Here is a 21,981-nt window from a genome sequence, read left to right as displayed (position 1 = left end):
GCGAATAATTTAATGGGCCAAAATTACGACATAAATTCTACATAAAAAACCGCGAAATCCTGATATTATTTATGTTTTAAATAGACAGATTCTTTGTCGGAATCTAAAATTTCAAATTCTTATTTTTGAAAATTCATATTTAATTTTTTTTGATGCCACTATACCGCGATTATTCTGACGAAAAAGCCACGATTCTGATCTGGAAATATGATGAGCAGGATGAACTCTCTGCTGAAGATCTGCTGGAACCGGAAAACCTGGAAAAAGTAGCATTGTATCATCCGAAAAAATTACTTGAAGTTTTAATGGTAAGAAAACTTTTGCAAAGTTGTAAGCCCGGCGCAAAGATTCTTTATAAAGAAAGAGAGCCTTATCTGGAGCCGAAAACGGCGGAGATTTCCATTACGCACTCGTTTCCGTTCGCGGCGGTAGCGATTTCAGAGAATAAAATCGGGATTGATCTTGAAAAATTTAATCCTAAAATTCTTCGCGTTGTTGATAAATTTATTTACGAAGACGAGCGCGGTTTTATTCCTGAAAATCAGACAGAAACGTTTTATACGATCATCTGGAGTGTGAAAGAGAGCATGTACAAAATTCATCACTCCAAGTACTGGTCGCTGAAAAAAAATTATGAAGTTAAACCTTTTGAGCTGCAATATCTTGACGAAATCCGTTGCCGTGTGTATGATGATCAGATGTCTGACGAGTTTAAAGCGCGCGTAAAATTTTTCGACGATTATTGCTTTACGATTGTTGAGGCTTAGTTTCTTCCTTATATTTTTCAATCACTTTTCGCTGTTCTTTGGCAACATCATAAATCAGTTCCAAAACATCGTGAATGTTGATCAGTTCCGTCAAATGCGAAATTTTATTCGGGTCGCGACGGTCGTAGGCTTCTTTTTCAAGAAGTTCGGTTTTTCTTTTATTCAAAAGATTTTCGATTGAAGAATCTTCGGGTTCCAAACGGCTGTCCATGCGCAAAGTCTCCGGGATTTTTTCATCATTTAAAAGCGTAGAAACCTGAATCATTTCGGCTTCAATCTTTTTTGCCCAACTGTCTGAATCAATTTCAGGGTAATCTTCATTTTTCTGTGCGTACTGCGAAAGTGATGCTGTGTAAGCGGTTACCAGATGTGATGTTGCTACAAACTGATGTACGACTTCCAGCTTTTTCCGCTGATTTTTCGGGTCTGAAATCATCCGCTGAAAATTGTCTGAAAGATTTGCAAGAGAAATAATCGCGTTTTTCCGACGGACTTTATAATCCTGCAGATCAAAATCTTCTGTTAAAAATTTAGAAATAACACTTTGGAAATATTTTAAATTGGCTTCCGCAGAAAGTTTCATCAGCTGCAGATTCTGCGTGTGTTCCCAGACCGGAAGTACGATGTAAGAAACGATGTACGCGATAATTCCGGCAATCAGCGTATCAACAATTCGGTCGCGGAAAATAATATTTACATTCCCCGGATTTAAAAAATTAAAACTTAGAAAAACATAAATCGTCATGAATAGTACGGCCCAGAAATATTTTCCTTTCAGCAAACTGAAGCAGAGAATCATGCTTAGAAGCAAAATCGTAAACAGGATCGGACGCACATCGACGAAATACAGAATTACGTAAGCGATGACTGCGCCGGCAACCGTTCCGTAAAAGCGGAGAAGATTTCGCTGCTTCGTAATCGAGTAGGCGGGTTTCATGATCGCGACCATTGTGATGAGGATCCAGTATGTGTGGCCAATTTCGATGAACGGAAGCAACGAAACTAAATATCCGATTAACAAAGCCACGGTAATTCTCACTGCGTGGCGGAACTGTGACGAGGAAAGAGAAATATTGCTTCTGAGAACTTTAGAATTAATTTTTTCCTCGTTTGGAAGAAATTTTTTGAAATCCAAGCCCGTTGAAAGACTTTTTGCGAGCTTGATATTCTGTGAAAAAACTTTATAAATTTCGCTGATTTCTTTCGTAATTTCATTGATCCGCATCATGATTTGGCGTAAAATCATGAAATCTTCGAGATTCTCAGGCGTCATTTTGCGGTTTCGAAGTTCGAAATATTGTGCATTCAGATTGTTTGAATGCATATCAAGATTTGAAAATGGTTTTGCGCGCGTTCCGCTCTGAAGTGAAATTCCGATGTTGGTAATTTCTTCAGCAAGAATATTAAGATAATCGTGGATGTTGACTAAAATTTCGCTGTCTTTAAAACTCTCCTGAAGTTTTCGGTAATCACTTTCGGAAGTCATGAGTTTCTCATGTAAATCCATTGAATTCAAAAACATCAGCATCAGAAGCCGGCTTGTGGTCGTTGATTCGTTAACGATGGTTCGCGTTTTAAAAACAGTTTCGCGGGTTTCCTCCTGAAGATTTTTGATGTTAACCTGTTTGGCAAAAACCTGCGTATTAAGCTTATCAAAATCCGGATTTTTCTGATAGAAATTCGCTTTAATTTTTAAAAAATCTGCAAGCTGAAGATAATTTTCACCGATCATCTGGCTCGCTAGTTTATAGGGTTGAATTGTGGTGACAATTAAAAATATTAAAAGAAACCAAATGCAGCCTGCTGCGAAAATGAGGAGACTTTTAAAAATATTGGCGCCGGTAAGATGTCCGTCAATAAAGATCGCCAATACCACAAGTGCGAGCGAACCGACTGCTGCCAGCCGCTGTCCGTACACTCCTATAAGCGAAAAGAACATTCCGAAAGCAACAATTTCAAGCAAAACCAAGGGAATTATTCCTTTGACGAGCGTTGCAATAAGCGAAACGAAAACGAAGCAGAAAATAGCGAATGTGAGCGAGTTTCTTCTTCTGATAAACGGTCCGGGCTGATCGGTAAGTGCGACAAAACTGGTACCCAGCGGAAATAAAAAATATTCTTTGAGCAAACCAAAATGTGCCAGAACGAGACAGGGAAGCACGGTAGCAAGCGTGATTCTTATCGACGAATACACGTATTGGCTGGTGACAAACTTTTTTAGCTCCGATGAATAGTTCATGCTGCAAAATTACAGATTGATGCGCAAAGACTTGCTTTAGAAATGATTTTTAAAAGCTGTATTAATTAATTTTAAAACAGAAAAGATTGTATCAAACTACATAAATTTTGAATTGTTGCGTAACAAAAAAAGTTCCACAGAATGGAACTTTTAATATTAGATATGAAAAATGTTTTAATTATCAACGTTTGAAGTTTCATCACCGATGTTCCAGGTAAGACCGAAACGAAGTGTGTTATCCAAAGCTGTATTAATTTTAGACATGTTGATCAGGTAAGAAATATCCAACCCAAAAGAACGGTATTTCAAACCGATACCTGCCGTGGCAAACTGTCTTGCACCCTGCTCTTCGCTTTCGTGGAAATAACCTCCACGTACTGCAAATGCATTGTCGTAAGAATATTCTAAAGCACCACTGTACATGATCGAGTTTTTATTTTTAAATGATTTTCCGATACCGGCGATTGGGCCAACATTAGGAATTGCATATAGAGGCTGTCTAGTCAAAGGATCTGTACCAATCAGTTCAGAACCCGGAACCAAGATTTTAGAACCTTCAACGCTTAAACCTACGCGGTTTACATCATCAAGATACATATCGTAACCCAAACCTAATCTTGCCATGGTCGGAAGATATGAACGTGATTCTTCGTTTCCTGTATAATCTAATTTCGGACCCAAGTTCTGAATCGCCAAACCACCGTTTACTTTACCGTCATAACCTCCAATACTTGAAAATCTCGGTGAAGTATAGTACGCTGAAACGTCAACTGCGAAAGAGTTTGCAGGTTTCAATGTAGTGTCAGTGTTGAATCCGCCGGCCAAATCTGAACGGATAAATCTACCGGTAACAGCCATTGAGTATGTATCTGATAATTTCAGACCGTAAGCAACATCTACAGAGAATTCGTTTGGCTTGGAAGTACCGTTTGAAGTTACTTCGTTTCCTACCAAAGAGGTAAGTTCTACCTCACCCATATTAAAGTAATAAATACTCGCAGAGATCGTAGATCTTTCTTCCTGCCCTAGAAATTTATGAAAAGCTCCGTACAGTAAAAAGACATCATTTGTCAGTTTACCCATGTAAGGAGTATAGTTGATACCTACAGAAGAAGAAGTTCTGCTGAAAGGATATTTTGCAGCATTCCAGAATTGAGAGAAAGCATCCGGCGAGGTAACCACACCCTGATCTCCCATACCGCCTGATCTTGCATCCGGCGCGATTCTTAGAAACGGGGCTCCCGTCAAAACAGGTCTTACCAAGCTCAGATCCTGTGCAAAGCTCATAAAACTGGCACCAAGACCTATCCCAAAAAGCAGTTTAGTAGTGAAATTCATATGTTGTCTTTTATATATATTATCAGTTTTTACGTTGTCGTATCTTTATTAATTTACTTCAAAAGTACCATTTTTTCTATCGCAGTCGCGCTTCCTTTACATTTTTCCTGATTCTGACTTTTTGCAAATATCTTAAAAATATATGTACCTTTTGCTACGGTATCGCCAAAATCGTCTTTTCCGTCCCATTCTATTGCCTGACGTGGCGTTCTAAAGCCCTGTAAGAACGGTTCTGCAACTACAGCCTGCGAAATTGTTTTCACTAATTTGCCCGTAATCGTGTAAATCTGCACATTTACATCCAAAATATCATCACAGTTATGCTCGAACTGAACATATGTTTTGTTGGTGAAAGGGTTTGGCCAGTTCAAAGGTCTGTTGATAATCAGTTTCTGATCTGCTTCGTCCTTAACTTCAAAGTTTAACGTAGCCGTGCTTGAATTATTGTTTATATCCCAAACTTTAAAAGTAAGCTGATGCTGCCCTATGGATAGGTTTCTGAAAGGATATGTTACATTTCCTTTCTGATAGTCTGCCAGAGAAGGATTCAGACATCCGTTGCCTTCGCCGGACGAATAAAAATCATTCAAAACAACGGTGTTGATGATTTGGCCGTCGAGATACGTTGTAATATCGTGACCGATACCAGATCCTGTAGAATTAATCCCGGTATCATCAGTAAGACAGGCCAGAAGAGTAGGGCTCTGATTGGTAATTCCGCCATTGGCAAAATTGGTATTGTTCATGTAAAGTTTGATCTTCGGTGGTTCATTGTCATTAATTCCGTTTGGATTAATATCGCCGACCTGCACTGCCTGATTATTAAATACGTCGCTTACTTTATTGTCGGCATAACCAAGAATTCTACCGGTTCCCACTGCATAATTAATATCCTTCGGAACATAAAATTCTACCGTGAAAACCCCGTTTATAGCAGTTCCCGAAGCTTTTACAATCGCACTTCCTTCTTCAGTATACTGCAAAACCGGCGTCATTCCGCCATCGTTATTCAGCGTGGTTTTATTTAATCTTTTATCAAAAATATTAATAACGACACGTCCGTTGAAGGTTGTGTTGACCGTTCCGTTTGGATTGTTGATATGACCTTTTACTTTAACGAAATCCAGTCCGCGTATCAATCCCGGCACCGGACTTTCGATCGCATCGATCACCAAAGCACGTTTCGGACGGCTCATTTTCATCGCCGGATCACCAAGATAATTTACTTTTAAATGATCAGCGTCTGGGCCATATTGTTTTTTCGCATTGAGATGCGCATTTCCTAACGTCTGAAAATCATCATTAACAAGGTTGAAAATATTCTGCGTATAAGCTGCGCTGAATCTTTCGCCATAATTTACAGAAACCGCACGGCTTGAAGTAATCATCGTCGCCGCCCCGCCTGGTTTGAGTTTAATTAGCTGTTCGCCGGCAGAGAAAGTAGATGGTTCATCCCAAAGTGTAAATTCACACGTAATCGTTGAAACAACTGGAAATCTGCTGTAAACATTAGAAAAATTGTTCGCATTCTGAATTTCATCTAAGGTAAAAACACGCTCCTGCGCCCAACCGTTGATTCCGCCATGCCCGAAATAAAACATATATAAGCTGTTGCCCAAATCATTAGACAAAGCCTGATTTATCTGCGGATATCTTTGTCCGCCCGCTGTGCTCACCCCTGCAAAAGCATCAAGGTAAAGCTTGCGTACATTATATTCTTTAAGATTATTACTCGCCGGAACTTCAAAAATGTTTTTCAAAATTGGATCCATCGTATCATGGAAAGGCGTTCCGCTGTCGCGATCGTCATCCACTACAAAATCAAGCTTCATTCTCCATTCTCCGAAAGGCGTCGACTGTCCAGGTAGTGCATTATAGTAGGCCAAAGTTTTATCGATCATATTTGCTGCCTCGGTAAGATTTGCAGCAGGAATTCTTCCGACAGGAACATCCGGAAGATTTTGTGAAAGTAAAGATGTTGTCTGCGGTTTTGTCATGACGATGTAATCATCCGTGACAAAAGAAATTTCAAAATTGTTCGATGCTTCACTTTCGTAGCTGGAAACGACATTGGAATTATTCGGAACCCTGTTTTTGTAATCATAAGAAGCATCACCAAGAATGAAAACATATTTTAAACGTCCAAGCGGTGTATTAAGTTTCGTTACAAAATCACGGATTGCCGTAAGATCTCTGCTTCCGCTTCCGAATTCATTGTAAATTTTCGCCGGATCTACGATTTCTACAGTGAAATTATTATTTGTCTGGTGATAACTTGCGATTCGCTGAGCCTGAGCGGCAAATGCCGGCGGCGTGATGATCAGATAGTCGACATTTTGTAAAGCAGAAAGATTCTGATTGCCAATCTTTTCAACAAACTGCGGAGCAAAAGCTCCGTCGGCACGGAATGCTACAAATTCATTATTAAAACTCGTGTTGGATGCAATATATCCGAAATTGAAACTGCCACTGCCCGTCGCTTTGTTTACACGTCGGTTGGCATTGGTAATATCAGTCACATCCCAAACTTGTTCAGCGGCTGTTGCATTAGACATCGTAAATCCGTAATTGATCCCGGAACCGCTTACCACAGAATAATCGCGAAAACTCAGTTGGCTTCCGTTAAATTTTAAATCTTCCTTATAAATAACCTCTGCGTAGTCTAAATATATAACTCCGTTCGGATTTGCCGCAATATTGGGTTTATAATTAAAAGTAAGCTGATTTCCACTTACGCCGGTAAGCGTTCCCGTATAGACAGAAGCAAAAAAGTCGTTATTTACATTTTGCTGATTAGGAGGGAAATTTACCGTAGAAGGATTTTGATTGTTGATATTAAAAATCAGCGAATTATTCTGCGATCGGAAACCCACAATTCTTGTACGGTAATAAATCTGGTCGCCAGGCTGCGCAGGTGATGCCAAAGTAAAAGTTGCAGCTTTGTCCGTTATAAAAGACTGATCTTCAACCCAGGTTCTGCCAACTTTGATCAGATTTCGCTGGTCATTATTTATTACCTGATAATTATCAAAACGGCTGATGAGATTGGCGGGAAGATTTCCGTCTACATTCTGCACTCTTTTTCCGGCGCCTTTATCAAATGTGATAAAATAGTAGGCAAAATCTTCATAAATATTTTTTGTATTCCGTGCAGCATCTGCTCGGGCATCTGTTCTTCTGTATCCACTATTGTTATCATAAAGATTAAAACCATTCGGTCCCTGTGCGTAGAAAAGTGCGTAGTCTGGGTCATTCCAGACATTGTCTTCTTCGCCGACAACCTGAATTGAATTTTCCTGAAGCGCGCTGTATTTTGTGTCTAAATTAAATTCAGGCAACATGATACCGCCGTTTCCGTAAATTCTCATGTTTTTCGGATTGACGGATGAAGGATTGATTCCGATATCACGAAGAAACTGCGTTGTAATTTTAAAAATTCCCGATTTGTCTACACGTATTTTATAAAACTGACCAGACGAAAGCGGATTTACTGTCGTGCCAACTTTCGCAGATAGAGAGGGAAGTGGCGCATTGTCATCAGTTAAATCAAATGAAGCAAGTCTTTCAATTCTGCCATTCGAAACTCTGAAAGTAGAAATCATCGCGTTTACGTAACGCTCGCCTTCGAAGTTGTAATATTCTATCCCCGAAATTTCTTTTTGCGGAAGCATATCTTTCTGCACATCGTAAAGATCTTTTGCGGCAATTGTTTCCCAAACGAGATTCGAAATTTTCTTTCTTGCCTCACCAGCTTTTTGGCTGTGCGAGATAAAAATTGTGTTTTGAGCAAACGAAAGCCCACCGTTTTTGAAGTTGGGAAGATTGTATTGATAGTTTCCGTAATCGTGAATTTTGGATCCGTCCCATTCTATAGAGATTTTCTGGCTCCAAAGTGCTGATACGAAAGCAAATAGGAAGAATATCGTTAATTTTAGTCTCATTATGCTGCGAAAAATTTCTGAATTACAAAATAAATGAAAATTTTGTTATTAAGATGTGATAGCGTAAAATTAATTTGTCCACATTTTTCAAAAAAATCAAATCTTTACTTGATTTATTGAATTTTTTATTTTTTCTTTGTGCTTTGATTAATATTTATATCGACTATGAAAAAACTAAAGTTGTTTTCATTAATAGCATTAAGTTCTACACTTGCATTAACCAGTTGTGGTGGATCAGGTACTAACAATGGAGGAGGTACCAAAAAGTTTGTCAGCAAGACAGGTTGGAAACCAAACGAAAAACAGGGTTGGTTTTTTGCAGGAAAGCAACAAAAACAAAAAGGTTGGCCGGGGATGGTATATGTAGAAGGTGGAACTTTTACCATGGGATTAGTGAAAGATGATGTAATGCACGATTGGAATAATGCGCCTCGCAGAATGCAGGTTAGCTCTTTCTACATCGGTGAAACGGAGATTACTAACTACGAATACCGCGAATACCTTACATGGTTGAAGTATGTTTTTCCTCCAAGCGATCCTAGCTTTAAAGAAATCTACAACGGTGCTTTGCCGGATACTTTATTGTGGGACAACAAACTTTCACGAAGTGATTTCAACGAAACGTATTTCAGAGATGCAAACTTTGATTACTATCCTGTAGTGGGTGTTTCTTGGATTCAGGCAAACAGATATTGCGAGTGGTTGACAGACAGAGCAAACGAAAAAGCCTTAATGCAGGCTGGCGTAATCTCTAAAGATCTTTACATCAACGAATCGAATAACCAAGGTGGTACAGCATTTAATATGGATAAGTTCAAAGCAAATGATCCTGAGATGCAAGGTTACATCAACGAGCAAAGAAGACAGCAGAGAACAGGTATAAAAACTACTAACCAAAGACTGTTGGCTGCCAACAGAGCACCAAGTGCTGCGATGGTTACGAAATTCAGACTTCCTACAGAAGTAGAATGGGAATTTGCTGCTTTAGGTTTAGAAAAAAACAGAGAGTATAATCTTATTAAAGGAAAAACTCCTGAAGTAGATCAGTTAAGAGGTACAAAAGGAAGAAACCGCGGAATGTTCCTTGAAAATTTCAAACAAGGAAAAGGAGATTACTCCGGTATTCCTGGTTGGAAAAATGACGGTGCAGCTCAGACTTCAGACGTTAGACAGTTTCCTTCAAATGATATCGGAATCTACGGTATGTACGGAAACGTTGCTGAATGGACAGCGGATGTATATAGACCGATCATCGATGATGATTATAACGATTTCAACTATTACAGAGGAAACATGCCTCAGGCAATCGTTAAAAATCCTGACGGAACGTACAAAATGACCGACGAAAGTAATATGAAATATGATACTCTTGCAGACGGAAGACTGGTTGCCAGAAGCTTACCGGGTCAGTTTGAGAGAGAGACGATTGCAGATTACAGAAATTACAAAGATGGTGACAGACAGTCTTCTTTGGATTACAGAAATGCAAATGATTCTGCAAACGCTTTCAATATGTATAATGCACCAAAGCAGAGATTCATTGTTGATGGAAACGGTAAAGTGATTATGCAGAAAGATACCAAAGAAAGAACTTCTGAGATTTCAAATGATATCAGAGTTGTGAAAGGTGGTTCTTGGCAAGATTCAGCATATTGGCTGGATCCGGGAATGAGAAGATTCAAAACCGAGAATAAAGGTTATGGATGGGTTGGTTTCCGTGTAGCTCAAGATGCTAGAACAAACGACAAATCTAGAACTAGAAGATAGTTTATTTATCAAAATACTTACAAAAACCTCCTGTTTTACGGGAGGTTTTTTTATTTTTGATGCATGAATGCCACAGAATTTTATCCGCTTTTTTTAAAGTCTTCAGGTGTAGTGATTGACAACAGAAAACTGCAGAAAGACAATATCTTTTTTGCGTTTTCCGGAGATAATTTCAATGCAGCACTTTTTGCCGAAAGCGCTGTAAAAGAAGGTGCTTTAGCAGTAATTGTTGAAGATAAAAAGTTTGAAAATCCAGATAAAAATATTTTTTGCGTTTCATCGACTTTAGAGTTTTTGCAGGATCTTGCAAAACTGCACAGAAGTCAAATAAAAATTCCTATTATAGGACTTACTGGAAGCAATGGTAAAACAACGACCAAAGAATTGATTCATGCAGTTCTTTCGCAAAAATTCAATGTTCAGTACACAAAAGGAAATTTAAATAATCACATTGGCGTTCCGCTTACCTTGCTTTCAATAAAAACTGAACATGACATGGCAGTGATCGAAATGGGTGCGAATCATCAGAAGGAAATTGCGTTTTTAAGTGAATTGGCACAGCCTGATTTAGGTTACATAACCAATTTTGGGAAAGCTCATTTGGAAGGTTTTGGCGGTTACGAAGGAGTTATTAAAGGCAAATCTGAGCTTTACGATTATCTTATAAATCAGCAGAAAACGATTATTGTTAACAATGACGACAGCATTCAGAACGAAAAAACTCAAAACTATTCTCATAAAATAACGTTCGGGGAAGAAAGCGCAGACTATATTTTCAAATCTTTTAATAAAGATCAGAAAGTTGGATTGCAGTACAGAGAAATGTCTGCTTTATCCCAGCTTACAGGTGATTACAACTTTACAAATATCTGTGCCGCTGTAACTTTAGGATTGCATTTCGGCGTCGAAATTTCTGATATTAAAAAAGCGGTTGAAAATTACGAACCTACAAATATGCGTTCTCAGGTTGTGCAAAAAAATGGAAAAACGCTTGTTCTGGATACTTACAATGCAAATCCAAGTTCGATGGCGGCGTCACTTTCAAATTTTAAAGATTTTGGCGGTTCGAAAACGATTATTATCGGCGATATGCTTGAGCTTGGCGATGAAAGCGAATCAGAACATCAGGCAATTTTAAACTTAGCCAGCACATACCGTTATGATCAGATTATTACCGTGGGACCGATCTTTTTTAAAGCCAATCGAAATCATCAAGCCTTTGAGAATACTGATGCACTCATCGATTATTTAAAAAAGAATAAAATTTCAAGCGATAATATTTTACTGAAAGCTTCCCGCGGAATTGCACTTGAAAAAGCTGCAGAATTTATTTAGATTTTTTCTCGAAACTTTCGCCCAAAATCAATTTGATATTCTGAAAAGTATTGGCATAAACTTCACTTTCTATCTGGCTTTCGTTTTTCCAGGCAACTTCGGTGATGCCTTCTTCAATCTGGGGTTTTGCGGTGTTTTCGCCCTCAAAATACATATCAAACCAATGCGTAAACTTTAAAATTTTCTTACCGGTTCTTTCAGTATAAATATGATAAGTGGTACTCACAAAATCCTGTAACTGCACATTCATGAGGCTGGTTTCTTCCTCAATCTCGCGGATGGCAGATTCTTCGCGCGACTCGCCTTTTTCCATTTTACCTTTGGGAAGATCCCATTTTCCCAGTCTTTTTATGAAGAGAATTTCATCTTTTCCGTTGTAAACAATCCCGCCTGCAGCTTCGATGATTCGGAACATTTTTTTGAACTGATCCCAGATTTCATCAATGTTTTCGCCGTAAACGTTGATGTTTTTCACAGATGTATTTTGTACAAGATCCATCGCAATTTCTAAAGTAGTGGAACTTTCAAAACTTATGTTTTTTTCTAAACCGTGTGACTGCTTAGAGAGTAATAATTTTTTTTCGTTCACAAAAACTTTATACATTTGTAGATATTTAATACAAAAATAAAAAAATGAATTTAGAAGGACGAAAATTTATTGTCAATAAGTCATCTAAAGAATTATCCGAGTTGTTGAAGAAGCCGGAAAATTATAAAGAATTTATGCCGGATGGTCTTAATAAATTTGAAAGCCGCGAAGACGGTTTTAAATTCGGTCTTCAGGGAATGCCGGAAATTGCACTGAAAATCGATGAAGTAACAGAAGATAAAGCTGTCTTAAAATCTGCCAGTTCAAGCCTTGATTTTGCTTTAACTGCTGTGATGAAGCCGCTGAATGAAAACCAAACTGAGGTGCAAATGCTTTTTGAAGGAAAATTTAATCCTTTTATAAAAATGATGGTTGAAAAACCACTTCAAAACTTTATCAATACGCTGAGCGACAAAATGGAAGCTTACAAATAATGAAAACCTTCAGAAATGAAGGTTTTTTTATGCAATTGATCCTGAGCTGTGATCTCGCGAACTTCCGGTTGACGATGAAAGTACATTTATTTCATTAAGGCTTCGCAGAACGCCCATGAATGCGAAAATCAGCGCTTCTTTAAATTCAATAATCTGCCTTTCCGGAATAATAATTTCGCTGCCGGTTTTCTCTTTTAAAAGTTCTACAAAAAAGGAATTGTAAGCTCCGCCGCCGGTAATTAAAACCTTCTTTAAACCATTTTCATTTAAAACTTTTGCAAGCTGTATCGCCGCATGTTCCGTGAATGTTGCAATGCAGTTTTCTGTATTTTCTTCAACTTCAGTTAAAGTAAAAATATGCTGGCTGCACCATTCAATTCCCAATGATTTGGGCGCTGCCAGACGGTAAAAATCAAGTGAATTGAGTTTTTCAAGCAAATCTTTTTTTACAATTCCTGATTTGGCAACATCTCCGTTTTCGTCGTATTCTCTGCCTAGTTTTTGCGCAAGTTTATTCAGAACGATATTTAAAGGAGAAATATCAAATGCAATTCTTTTCTGATCTTTTTTAAAACTGATATTTGAAAATCCGCCAAGATTAACGCATGCATCGTATTCGCTGAAAAGAAGTTCGTCACCAATCGGAACGAGTGGTGCGCCGTTTCCGCCCATCAAAACATCCTGACTCCGGAAATCATAGATCACAGGCAAGCCCGTTTTAAGTTTAATTGCGCGACCGTCGCCGATCTGAAGTGTAAATTTATTTTGTGGCTGATGAAAAACGGTATGACCGTGAGAAGCAATTAGATCGATATGTTCTAAACGGTTTTTTTCGATAAACTTCTTGGTTTCATCACCAAGATAAAAACCATATTCCGAATGTAAGGCCAAAAGTTTTTCAGAGGAAAGATGAATTGAATTTTTAAGCTGATTTTTTAAATCTGAATTGTACGCAACCGTTTCCGCTTTTAAAATCTTAAAACTCCAGTGACCGTTTTTATTCTGAAATTTAGCATAGCAGATATCCAAACCATCGAGGCTTGTGCCAGACATCAATCCTATGGCGTGAAAATCTTTCACCTGTTATTTTTTTGATTCGGCAATTTTAGTTTTGCTGATATCGACGTCGCCGGAATTATTGTAGAAAGTATATTCAGAAAAGTCATCTTTGGCGGTCATTCCGTTGGCGTGAACGAGAACTGAACCGTCTTCCATTGTCGCGTAAACCGTATCTTTTGTATAAATACGCTTGTTTCGCTGGTCCCAAAAAACGCTTTGTGTAGCAAATCTCTGTCCGTCGCTTGTAAGGATTTTTACATTTCCGCGCGCTTCGTAGAACTGTTTGTAATCAAAAATTTTCGCGTATTTCGCGGTGATATTTCCTGGTTTTCCTGGCTTTTTTTTGTCGAAAAACTCAATCTTCATTCCTTTTCTCGCCACCGTATAAGGGCTGTCAATCAGCTGATACTTTTCGATAAGCGGAGCCGTCGCTTTTATCGTTACAAAACCAGAATCACGCTGAATAATATTCGCATTATTAATAATCTGAGACGGGAAATTTTTGCTCTTATTTCCGTTTTGCTTCGTAAGATCTTCTTCGCAGGACGTGAATATAAAAAATATAGCACAACTGAAAAGGTATGCTATATTTTTAAATGATGTATGTGAGAAAAATCTCATGTTATCTGTAAAGATTTTTTCCAAACCAACGGTCGGCAAAATTGAATCCGACTCGAAGATTTACAAAATTCTGATTGATCAGGTTGTCTTTCGCAGTACCGCGTTTTCCGGCTTCAAAACCGATTTCGATACCGCTCATTCTGTTTACACTGCTTGTTTTAAATGGTAAAACCACACCACCGGAAATTCCGAAACGGTTGATAGAATTACCTGCAATTTCAAGACTACCTTTTTCATAGAAAGCTCCGTAGCGGTAAACCATTCTTGAAAAATAACTTCTGAAGTTATTATAATCGGGTAAATACCATCCACCTGCAGAGATTTTGTACGAATCTTTGTAGTTTAAAGTGTTCCCGAAATACGTAATGTTTTCTCCTTTTTTGTAATCAACCTGCCCGGAAACGAACCATCTGTTTTCGTCACCATAACCTGCACCAACCGATGCCTGGAACGGTAATAGATTTTTTGAACTCACACTTCTCTCGTCAATTACAGTCTCAAGATTTTTAGTATCGCCTGCACCGTAGATGTACGTTGTATTTCTGTAATCAGTCGTCATGTCGCTAGTGTTTCCAAAAGTCGCTGTCGCACCGATGGTAAATTTGCGGTCATTCGTCGTATTAATTTTCTGGTAGCTTGTGCCAAGGGTAAAATTAAAATTATTGATGCTGTTTTTCGTTTCGTAACCATTGATAAGTTCTGCGTTTGAAGCGGTAAACTCATTAATGTCAGAAAGATTTCCAAAATATAAGTTCGCTCTCGCACCTACTGAAAACTGCGGTGTCACTTTGTAAGAAAACGCAGCCTGAGCCATATTTAAAATACCTTTTCCACGGAAACGGTTTGCATACACATCTCCGTTTGCCTGAGTTTGGGTATTGATGATATCGTAGTTTTTAGAACTGTACGGCTGGTAAGAAATACCCATTTTTACTTTCGGAGAAAGCGGGAAAGCCAGTGCGATGTTCGATAAAAAGGTCGAGTGCTTGGTAGATTTTGTGTTGTTGAAGTCTGAGCTGAAAAAATTATTCTCATTCGTCGCTTCAAGTCTTAAACTGGTCAGCTCAAAATTTGAATTATTCGCAGGGTTGGCAAAATTAAAATTACTGCTGAAATCGCTGATGTATGCAGTAGAAATCCCACCCATCGAAGTTGTTTCTATCGTATTATCATACTTCACATCTCCAATTCCGTACGCGGCATAAGGCGAATTACCTACACTTTGCGCGTTCAGAAAATATCCCACCGAAATGAATGATAGTACAAAAAATTTTTTCATTCTCAATTTTTAAAATAATGCGCAAATATCTTAAATATTAATGAATTGGAAAAGTAAAGCGAGGTTAAAGTTTGTTAAGGGGTTTATCTGCCCAAAAAGCCTGATTTTAAAAGTTTTTTAAGGCGAAATTTTATTTAAAAATATTTAGAAATCAAAAACGTCGGAATGCTATCAACTTTAAAATTTCCGTAAAAATCTTTTATCTTTGAGGCATGAATTGGGAAAATATCGCCGGCCAGGAAAACCTGAAATCACTTCTGAAAGACAGTATTTCCAAAAACAGAGTAAGCCACGCGCAGCTTTTCATCGGGAAAGAAGGTTACGGCACCATGCCGTTGGTTTTGGCGTACGCAAAAGAAATCCTGGAACGCGAGAATCCTCATGCAGCTTCAAAAGTGGAGCATCTCAATCATGTCGATCTGCATTTTTCTTTTCCTGTTTTTAATGAAAATAAAAGTACGCTGAGCAAAAACCGTTTCGAAGATTTCCGTGAAATGATGCTCGCGTCGCCATATGCAAGTTACGATGACTGGTCGGCGTTGCTGGAGTCTGAAAATAAACAGCTTTTTATATCGGCTGAAGAAATTGAAGATCAGAATCAGAAATTTGCACTGAAAAGTTATGAAGGCGGTACCAAGATTCTCATCGTCTGGCGCGCCGACAAAATGAATGTTCCTGCAGCCAATAAATTTTTAAAATTTCTCGAAGAACCGCCGGAAAAAACCGTGATTTTGCTCACCGCAGAAACAGGCGACGATATTTTGCCGACGATTCTTTCCCGTACGCAGATGATTGAAGTGCCGAGAATTGCCGATGAAGATTTGATCTCTCATTTAAAAAATAAATTTGCAGCATCTGATGATCAGGCAAAATCTGCCGCTCACGAAGCACAAGGCAATTTGAATGAAGCGATAAAGCTCCTCAATGCTGAAATCAAAAATCCGGAATTCGAAAAACTTTTTGTGCAGTGGGTTCGCGATGCGTTTCAGGTAAAAAAGAAACCGGAGTTTCTTAAAAATATCATCATTTGGGCAAGAGAAATTGCCGGCTGGAACCGTGAAAAGCAGAAAAATTTCCTCAACTATGCTTCTGAAATTTTCCGCCTGGCGTTGCTGCAAAATTATCAGTCGCAGGATTTGGTCTATAAAAAGATTGATGCCAACGGTTTCAACTGGGAAGGTTTTTCGAAATTTATCAGCGGCGCCAACATCATCAGTATTCTAGAAGAAATCAATACCGCCGATCTTCATTTAACCAGAAACGGAAATCCAAAAATAGTCTGGACAGATCTAGGTATAAAACTCTCAAGATATATTCATAAAACAACATAAATCAGGCTCGGGTCTGATTTTTTTTGAAATCAATTTAACTGAAAATAAATGTGTTAGATATACATAAATAAAAAATCAATCAATCGTTTGATTTTATTTGATTTTGGTCGTATCTTTGCAACTGAAAATTTCATTAAATGATTTCGAAAGAAGAAAATATACTGTTTGCCGCCGAGAAGCTTTTTGCAATAAAAGGGTTTTCCGGTACGTCTACGAGAGAGATCTCGAAGGCTGCGAACGTAAATATTTCGATGATCTCATATTATTTTGGTTCCAAAGAAAAGCTTTACGAAAAACTGGTAGAATACAGAATGCGCGAAGGCCGTTATTTTTCTGATGAAATGCTGAGCCGCACCGACATCAACGAATGGGAAAAGATCGTGCGCATTGTAGATCAGTTTGCAGAGAGAGTTCGCAAACACCGGTTGTTTTTCCGGATCATGCAGCGCGAGCAGCTTTATAGCGACAATCCGGCGATTGTAGAATTTTTGAGACAGACCAAAATGAGCTTTCTTACAACGTATTCCAAGATTCTGGAAAGCGGCATAGAAAAAGGAATATTTACGAAGAATCCTCCGATTTATCTTTTGCATTCTACGGTAAGCGGTACTTTGTTTTACGCGTCGAATGCAAGGAAAATGTATAAAGACTTTTTACATAATGAAGACGGAGATGAAGTTTTCGATGAGAAGTTTTTCAAAGAACTGACAACACATATTAAACATATTTTAAAAGACCTTTTGGGTTATGAAGAAAATAAATAAGCCGGTACTTACCTTGATTTTACTGGCAGGTTTTACCTTGGCGCATGCGCAGGAAAAAAGACAGATTACGCTGGAACAGGCTGTGGAACTGGGCATACAGAACAGCAAAAGTTTAAAAGTAGATGCGGCACAGATCGAAGAAGCGACTGCCAATCTTCTGGAAGCAAAAAACCGACAGCTGCCCGATCTTAAAGTTTCGGGAACCTATCTTTATCTTCCGCTGAAACCAAATATCGACATCCGTCTTCCTGGAGTTTCTACGGCTGGCGGTCCCGAGGTTCATCAGGTAGCGTTTGGGCAGGCCGCACTGAGCGTTCCGATTTATGCCGGAGGAAGAATTAAATACGGAATTGAGTCGGCAAAATATCTGGTTGAAGCTTCAAAACTGAGTACAGAAAATGATAAATCGGCGATCGCGTACAATGTGGCGCAGGCTTATAATAATTTATTTAAAGCCAATCAGTCGATTAAAGTTTTGGAGGAAAATCTTACCGCTTCTGAAAAGCGTGATGAAACTTTTTTAAAGCTTGAAAATAATGGAGTGATTGCCAGAAACGACCGTTTGAAAGCCAATCTACAGACTTCAAATATTGAACTTCAGCTTTTGGAAGCAAGAAACAATTACAACATTGCCAATATTAATATGGATTTGCTCCTCGGCCTTCCTGATAACACGCAGATCGAAGTTGACGAAAACTATATCGACAATGCAGACGACAGCAAACCGGTAGATTTTTATCTGAATACTGCCCGCGAAAACCGTAAAGATCTTCAGGCGCTCGATCAGCAGCGAAAAGCCGCAGCACTGGGAACAAAATCTGCAAAAGCAGAAAATCTTCCTTCAATTGCTTTTACCGGTGGTTATGTTGCTGCTGATATTCCCAAATTCTTGACCGTTTATAATGCTGTGAATGTCGGAGTTGGTGTTTCCTATAATTTATCAAATATCTGGAAGAAAAATTCGTCTCTGCAGCAATCTAAAGCCCGTGAATTGCAGCTTTCAGCCAATAATGATTTATTAAATGACAATATTAAACTTGATGTAAACCGTGAATATCAGAACGCAGATTACGCAAGAAAAAGAATCGCTGTTTTCGAAAAATCTGCTGAGCAGGCTAACGAAAACTACAGAATTACAAAAAATAAATACGACAACGGTCTTGCAACCATGACCGAACTTCTGGATGCTGATGCTGCACAGATCGCTGCCAACGTTGGTGTGATCAATGCTAAAGCTGATGCGGCGCTTGCTTACAGAAAATTATTACAGACTACAGGAACTTTAAATTACAAATAATAAACGCACAATACATCCAAATGGAAAACAACAATACCCCGGAAATGGAACCAAAGAAGAAGAAAAGTTTGGTGTTCCCGATCATTTTAGCTGTCATCATCATCGTTGGTGGAATCTACGGTTACAGAACCTATTCTTATGGTCAGGTGCACGAAGAAACCGATGATGCACAGATTGCTTCCAACCTTAATCCTGTGATTTCTAAAATCTCCGGATATGTGGCTGAAGTAAAAGTGAAAGACAATCAGTTTGTAAAAAAAGGTGATACGCTCATTATTTTAGACAGTAAAGATCAGCGCATCGCACTAGAACAGGCAGAAGCAGCTTTAGCGACAGCAAAAAGCAATATTTCAAATGCAGAAGCGTCTACAACCGCGACTTCAAAAAATATCAATTCATCACAGGCTGCCGTTACGACTGCAAACGCGCAGATCGAAGCAGCTAAAGTAAATGTCTGGAAAACCGGACAGGATCTTAAAAGATATTCGGTTTTGGTCAAAGACCATTCCATCACTCAGCAGCAGTATGAGCAGGCTTTAGCGGCAAAACAAACCGCTGATGCGCAACTTAAAGTATTGACTGATCAGAGAAACCAGATTGCACAGCAGACGAATATCGCGTCTTCTCAGACAGCGGCAAGTTCGCAACAGATTGGTGTAGCAAGTTCAGTAGCAAAGCAGCGTCAGGTCGATGTGGAAAGTGCAAGATTAAATCTTTCTTACACGGTAATCACAGCACCTGAAGATGGTTTTGTAGGAAAAGTGCCAATTCAGGCCGGGCAGTTTTTACAGGCGGGTTCGCAGCTTTTCAGCTTAATTAAAAATGATCAGAAATGGGTAATTGCCAATTTCAAAGAAACCCAGGTTGCTAAAATGGTAGAAGGACAGAAAGTGAAAATCGATATCGATGCTTATCCTGATACTGATTTTGAAGGTGTTGTAAGTTCATTTTCTCCGGCGACAGGTTCTACATTTTCTATTTTGCCTCCGGATAACGCCAGCGGGAATTTTGTGAAAGTGGTGCAGCGTCTTCCTGTGAAAATCAGTTTCGTAAATCTCGATGCGAATATCGCCAAAAAACTCAGAACCGGAATGAACGTAAAGGCTGAGGTATCTTTAAAGTAGGTTTAAAAACAAAAAATTTAATGATTAAAAAATACAGATGGCTTTAAGAAAGTCTTGTCATCTATTATTTTTGATCTTTAATGGGACGGATTTTTTTAATTTTTTTATTGAGATATAAAGTCCTGATAATTTTTAAACTCTTTAATTTTTTAAACTAAAAATGCACTTTCAATGCAAGATTCATTAGTAGAATACGGCGCCAGAAGGGTGATTATTACCATCACCGCCATCTTGTGTGCGCTTCTGGAAATTGTGGATTCCACGATCGTAAACGTTGCCCTCAACGAAATGAAGGGTAATCTTGGCGCCACACTTTCTGAAGTCGGCTGGGTAATTACTGCCTACGCGATCGGTAACGTAATCGTTGTGCCGATGACGAGTTGGCTTTCGCAACAGTTTGGGAGACGGAATTATTTTGCCGCATCCATCGTGATATTTACCATCTTTTCCTTTCTCTGCGGAAACGCCGATAATATCTGGGAACTTGTATTTTTCAGACTCTGTCAGGGAATTGGAGGTGGAGCATTGCTGGTAACTTCACAGACGATCATTACCGAATCGTATCCTGTAGAAAAAAGAAGTATGGCTCAGGCGATCTATGGTTTGGGTGTAATTATCGGTCCGACTTTGGGTCCGCCGTTGGGAGGTTACATTGTAGATAATTTCAGCTGGCCGTATATTTTTTACATCAATATTCCGATTGGGATTGCAGCGACTTTAATGACACTTCAGTTTGTAAAAAGTCCGAAATTCAGCGAAAAAAGAAAAGCTTCCGACGTCGATTGGCTGGGAATTATGCTTTTGGCATTGACCGTAGGATCGCTTCAGTTTATCCTTGAAAGAGGTCATGAAGAAGACTGGTTTGAAAGTGGAATGATCGTAACGTTCACCACTACAGCAGTTTTGGGATTTATCTGTTTTCTCTGGAGAGAGCTTACTTTCAGATACCCAATCGTAGAACTCCGTGTTTTGAAAAACGGAAATTTAAGAATCGGAACTGTTATGTCATTTGTTTTAGGATTTGGTCTGTACGGTTCCACTTTTATCGTTCCTTTATATACGCAAAGTATTTTGGGCTGGACGGCACTTCAATCCGGAGCATTGATGATTCCGGCGGCTTTAACGACTGCTTTCATGATGCCGATTATCGGTCGATTGCTTTCCAAAGGAGCGAAACAGCAGATTTTGGTTTCCTTGGGACTGTTTATTTTCTTCGTCTACAGTTTCTGGGGTTATAAAATCTTAACGCCTGATACCAGCAAAGAAGCCTTTTTCTGGATGCTGATTGTGCGTGGAATGGGACTTGGTTTATTATTTATTCCAATTACTTCGTTATCTTTAAGTACCTTAAAAGGGCAGGAAATTGGTCAGGGTGCCGCCTTTACAGGTATGATGCGACAGTTAGGTGGTTCTTTTGGAATCGCTGCAATTACCACATTTATAGCCAATGCCAGTCAGAAATACAGGGTAAATTTAATTTCCCATCTTGACGGCGACAGTCTGGATGTTCAGCAGAGGTTGGCAGGTTTAAAAGCCAGTTTTGTCGCCAAAGGAATGACGCCCGACAATGCTATGAATGCTGCCTACAAAGTTTTGGATCTGACCGTCACAAAACAGGCAACCGTGCTTTCTTATATGGATGTTTTCCTCTATCTTGGCGTGGTATTCTTAGTCTGTATACCGTTTATCCTCTTCATTAAAGAACGGAAAAGCAAAGAAAAAATCGACCTTAGCGGCGTACATTAATACCAAAACCTCTGAAAATTTTCAGAGGTTTTTTTTATCTGTAAAAACGCAGAGAGTTCGGCAGCCGTTTTTGCTCAAACTATAATTATCTTCCTTGTCACGAATTACATTAGCTTCCCTTCAAAGAGGGGCACACAAAACACTCGTTACATTGGCTGTCCCCTGAAGCGATTGAGACAAAACACACGTTACATTGGCATCCCTCTGAAGCGATTAAGATCAATTGCGCGTTACATCGGCTTTCCTTTCTACAGGTTGGCTTTGGTGTATCGTTTTTCAGGGCACAACAAAGTTGGATGAGCTAAAAGTTGCTGTAATTCGGGATTAAATTTTATTTGAAAGACACGTAA

General features: G+C 38.9%; 16 protein-coding genes. 9 read left to right on the top strand and 7 right to left on the bottom strand.

Annotated features, from left to right (window positions below):
* Positions 1-152 precede the first annotated feature (152 nt).
* Positions 153-767, top strand: coding sequence for a 4'-phosphopantetheinyl transferase superfamily protein (locus tag ASG01_RS10115; protein ID WP_055863311.1), 615 nt, complete (start codon positions 153-155; stop codon positions 765-767).
* On the opposite strand, the gene ASG01_RS10110 is transcribed toward ASG01_RS10115, so the two are convergent.
* From ASG01_RS10110 to porU, 3 genes are all read right to left on the bottom strand, one after another.
* The gene (locus tag ASG01_RS10110; protein ID WP_055863309.1) at positions 748-3,006 is read right to left on the bottom strand and encodes an FUSC family protein; all 2,259 of its coding nucleotides are present in this window, start codon (positions 3,004-3,006) and stop codon (positions 748-750) included. The genes ASG01_RS10115 and ASG01_RS10110 overlap by 20 nt on opposite strands.
* 174 nt (positions 3,007-3,180) lie before the next feature.
* Entirely contained in the window at positions 3,181-4,344 is a 1,164-nt protein-coding gene (porV, locus tag ASG01_RS10105; RefSeq protein WP_055863307.1) for a type IX secretion system outer membrane channel protein PorV, read from the bottom strand.
* 53 nt (positions 4,345-4,397) lie between these two features.
* Positions 4,398-8,285 carry a type IX secretion system sortase PorU gene (porU, locus tag ASG01_RS10100; RefSeq protein ID WP_055863305.1) on the bottom strand — a complete coding sequence of 1,296 codons (3,888 nt, stop codon included), beginning with the start codon at positions 8,283-8,285 and terminating at the stop codon, positions 4,398-4,400.
* A 165-nt stretch (positions 8,286-8,450) separates the two neighbouring features.
* Between porU and gldJ the strand changes: the two genes are divergently transcribed.
* Positions 8,451-10,052, top strand: coding sequence for a gliding motility lipoprotein GldJ (gldJ, locus tag ASG01_RS10095; protein ID WP_055863302.1), 1,602 nt, complete (start codon positions 8,451-8,453; stop codon positions 10,050-10,052).
* Between the two features lie 63 nt (positions 10,053-10,115).
* Positions 10,116-11,387 (top strand): UDP-N-acetylmuramoyl-tripeptide--D-alanyl-D-alanine ligase, encoded by a 1,272-nt coding sequence (locus tag ASG01_RS10090; RefSeq protein ID WP_055863301.1) that lies wholly within the window; start codon positions 10,116-10,118, stop codon positions 11,385-11,387.
* Here the strand turns inward: ASG01_RS10090 and ASG01_RS10085 are convergent.
* A complete protein-coding gene (locus ASG01_RS10085) occupies positions 11,380-11,991 on the bottom strand; it encodes an NUDIX hydrolase (protein ID WP_055863299.1) in 612 nt (203 codons plus the stop codon). The two genes, ASG01_RS10090 and ASG01_RS10085, sit on opposite strands and share 8 nt — an antisense overlap.
* Before the next feature lie 29 nt (positions 11,992-12,020).
* Between ASG01_RS10085 and ASG01_RS10080 the strand changes: the two genes are divergently transcribed.
* Positions 12,021-12,410 (top strand): hypothetical protein, encoded by a 390-nt coding sequence (locus ASG01_RS10080; RefSeq protein WP_055863297.1) that lies wholly within the window; start codon positions 12,021-12,023, stop codon positions 12,408-12,410.
* A 27-nt stretch (positions 12,411-12,437) separates the two neighbouring features.
* On the opposite strand, the gene ASG01_RS10075 is transcribed toward ASG01_RS10080, so the two are convergent.
* From ASG01_RS10075 to ASG01_RS10065, 3 genes are read right to left on the bottom strand one after another with little or no spacing between them, the layout of a single operon-like run.
* The gene (locus ASG01_RS10075) at positions 12,438-13,490 is read right to left on the bottom strand and encodes an anhydro-N-acetylmuramic acid kinase (protein ID WP_055863295.1); all 1,053 of its coding nucleotides are present in this window, start codon (positions 13,488-13,490) and stop codon (positions 12,438-12,440) included.
* 3 nt (positions 13,491-13,493) lie between these two features.
* Complete coding sequence (lptC, locus tag ASG01_RS10070) at positions 13,494-14,090, bottom strand: LPS export ABC transporter periplasmic protein LptC (protein ID WP_055863605.1); 597 nt, start codon at positions 14,088-14,090, stop codon at positions 13,494-13,496.
* Between the two features lies 1 nt (position 14,091).
* Positions 14,092-15,369, bottom strand: coding sequence for a hypothetical protein (locus ASG01_RS10065; RefSeq protein WP_055863292.1), 1,278 nt, complete (start codon positions 15,367-15,369; stop codon positions 14,092-14,094).
* A 212-nt stretch (positions 15,370-15,581) separates the two neighbouring features.
* Between ASG01_RS10065 and ASG01_RS10060 the strand changes: the two genes are divergently transcribed.
* The 5 genes from ASG01_RS10060 to ASG01_RS10040 all read left to right on the top strand — a co-directional run bounded on the left by ASG01_RS10060 (position 15,582) and on the right by ASG01_RS10040 (position 21,631).
* Positions 15,582-16,700, top strand: coding sequence for an ATP-binding protein (locus ASG01_RS10060; RefSeq protein WP_055863290.1), 1,119 nt, complete (start codon positions 15,582-15,584; stop codon positions 16,698-16,700).
* Positions 16,701-16,837: 137 nt separating this feature from the next.
* Positions 16,838-17,464, top strand: a complete 627-nt coding sequence (locus tag ASG01_RS10055; RefSeq protein WP_055863288.1) for a TetR/AcrR family transcriptional regulator — start codon at positions 16,838-16,840, stop codon at positions 17,462-17,464.
* Positions 17,448-18,761 (top strand): TolC family protein, encoded by a 1,314-nt coding sequence (locus ASG01_RS10050; protein WP_055863286.1) that lies wholly within the window; start codon positions 17,448-17,450, stop codon positions 18,759-18,761. The genes ASG01_RS10055 and ASG01_RS10050 overlap by 17 nt, the downstream gene beginning before the upstream one ends.
* Before the next feature lie 20 nt (positions 18,762-18,781).
* Positions 18,782-19,885, top strand: a complete 1,104-nt coding sequence (locus tag ASG01_RS10045) for an HlyD family secretion protein (protein ID WP_055863284.1) — start codon at positions 18,782-18,784, stop codon at positions 19,883-19,885.
* Positions 19,886-20,056: 171 nt separating this feature from the next.
* Complete coding sequence (locus ASG01_RS10040; protein ID WP_055863282.1) at positions 20,057-21,631, top strand: DHA2 family efflux MFS transporter permease subunit; 1,575 nt, start codon at positions 20,057-20,059, stop codon at positions 21,629-21,631.
* The last annotated feature ends 350 nt before the right edge of the window (positions 21,632-21,981 follow it).

Origin of the sequence: Chryseobacterium sp. Leaf180 (genome assembly GCF_001424585.1) — a bacterium.
Taxonomy (GTDB): Bacteria; Bacteroidota; Bacteroidia; order Flavobacteriales; family Weeksellaceae; genus Chryseobacterium.
Note: the sequence above shows the minus strand (reverse complement) of the source record. Positions and strands in the feature narration are given on the sequence as shown.

Bases quoted from the DNA above. Each gene is read 5' to 3' on its own strand.
- ASG01_RS10115 (WP_055863311.1), top strand. From the start codon at position 153: ATGCCACTATACCGCGATTATTCTGACGAAAAAGCCACGATTCTGATC.
- ASG01_RS10110 (WP_055863309.1), bottom strand. From the start codon at position 3,006: ATGAACTATTCATCGGAGCTAAAAAAGTTTGTCACCAGCCAATACGTG.
- porV (WP_055863307.1), bottom strand. From the start codon at position 4,344: ATGAATTTCACTACTAAACTGCTTTTTGGGATAGGTCTTGGTGCCAGT.
- porU (WP_055863305.1), bottom strand. From the start codon at position 8,285: ATGAGACTAAAATTAACGATATTCTTCCTATTTGCTTTCGTATCAGCA.
- gldJ (WP_055863302.1), top strand. From the start codon at position 8,451: ATGAAAAAACTAAAGTTGTTTTCATTAATAGCATTAAGTTCTACACTT.
- ASG01_RS10090 (WP_055863301.1), top strand. From the start codon at position 10,116: ATGAATGCCACAGAATTTTATCCGCTTTTTTTAAAGTCTTCAGGTGTA.
- ASG01_RS10085 (WP_055863299.1), bottom strand. From the start codon at position 11,991: ATGTATAAAGTTTTTGTGAACGAAAAAAAATTATTACTCTCTAAGCAG.
- ASG01_RS10080 (WP_055863297.1), top strand. From the start codon at position 12,021: ATGAATTTAGAAGGACGAAAATTTATTGTCAATAAGTCATCTAAAGAA.
- lptC (WP_055863605.1), bottom strand. From the start codon at position 14,090: ATGAGATTTTTCTCACATACATCATTTAAAAATATAGCATACCTTTTC.
- ASG01_RS10065 (WP_055863292.1), bottom strand. From the start codon at position 15,369: ATGAAAAAATTTTTTGTACTATCATTCATTTCGGTGGGATATTTTCTG.
- ASG01_RS10060 (WP_055863290.1), top strand. From the start codon at position 15,582: ATGAATTGGGAAAATATCGCCGGCCAGGAAAACCTGAAATCACTTCTG.
- ASG01_RS10055 (WP_055863288.1), top strand. From the start codon at position 16,838: ATGATTTCGAAAGAAGAAAATATACTGTTTGCCGCCGAGAAGCTTTTT.
- ASG01_RS10050 (WP_055863286.1), top strand. From the start codon at position 17,448: ATGAAGAAAATAAATAAGCCGGTACTTACCTTGATTTTACTGGCAGGT.
- ASG01_RS10045 (WP_055863284.1), top strand. From the start codon at position 18,782: ATGGAAAACAACAATACCCCGGAAATGGAACCAAAGAAGAAGAAAAGT.
- ASG01_RS10040 (WP_055863282.1), top strand. From the start codon at position 20,057: ATGCAAGATTCATTAGTAGAATACGGCGCCAGAAGGGTGATTATTACC.